Consider the following 880-nt stretch of genomic DNA (forward strand, 5'->3'; position numbering starts at 1 on the left):
ACTCCCCAGGTGGATGTCACCGCGTGTCAGTGACGTCAGCTCGGACGCGCGCAGTCCTGTGCGGACGGCGAGCAGGAGTAGCGCGTGGTCACGTCGGCCAGTGCGGGTGTCGAGGTCGGGAGCGGCGTTCAAGGCGTCGACCTCGTCGTTGGTGAGGAACGTGATGATCGTGTGGTCGCAGCGTTTCGGTGGGATGGCCAGGACTCGGGCGATGTCTGCGGAATGTTCGGGGTGGTGCAGAGCGGCGTAGTCGAACAGGGAGTGGATTGCTGCCAGGCGGGCATTCCGGGTTCGGACGCTGTTGCCGCGTTCGTGTTCGAGGTGGTCGAGAAACGCGGCAACTACCGGTGCACCCAAGTCGGCGAAGTCTAAGCGGGACAACGGTATTCCCTCATGTATAGAGATGTAGGTGAGCAGCAGACGAAGGGTGTCCCGGTAGGCGGCGATGGTGTCCGGGCTGGCCTGACGGGCCCGGATCAGCCGATCGATGAAGAAGCTCTGCACAGTGGCGGCGATCGCGGTCATCGCGGGACTCCTGACGTGGCGTCGAGACGCTTAGCGGCTTCGGCAAGTAGTTCTGGTGCAGCGTGGAGATACCAGTACGTGTTGGCGGGTGACACGTGGCCGAGGTAGGTCGACAACAGCGGCAGCTGGGCCGCGATGTCACCGTCGTCGCGATACCAATCCAGCAGAGTCCGGACCGCAAAGGTGTGCCTGAGATCGTGCGGACGCGGACGACACGACGGGGAGCGCGCGGTGAGCCCTGCTCGGCGGACGAGTTTGGCGAAGGTCTGGCCGACGTTGTAGGACAGCAGCCGTGTGCCCGTGGCGGAAACAAGCAGCGCGCTGGCGACGAGCCGGGGGCAAGTTTGATCGCGCA

The 880-nt window shown here is 64.7% G+C and carries 2 protein-coding genes; both read right to left on the reverse strand.

The annotated features are described in order from the left end of the window. On the reverse strand, positions 1-525 hold a 525-nt coding region (locus QMK34_RS47580; RefSeq protein ID WP_326421644.1), incomplete at its 3' end, for a tyrosine-type recombinase/integrase. Continuing rightward, positions 522-880: tyrosine-type recombinase/integrase (locus QMK34_RS47585; RefSeq protein ID WP_326421645.1), on the reverse strand; the 359-nt coding region annotated here is incomplete at its 5' end. The genes QMK34_RS47580 and QMK34_RS47585, both read right to left, overlap by 4 nt.

This window comes from Amycolatopsis sp. H20-H5 (genome assembly GCF_035828755.1).
Lineage (GTDB): Bacteria > Actinomycetota > Actinomycetes > Mycobacteriales > Pseudonocardiaceae > Amycolatopsis.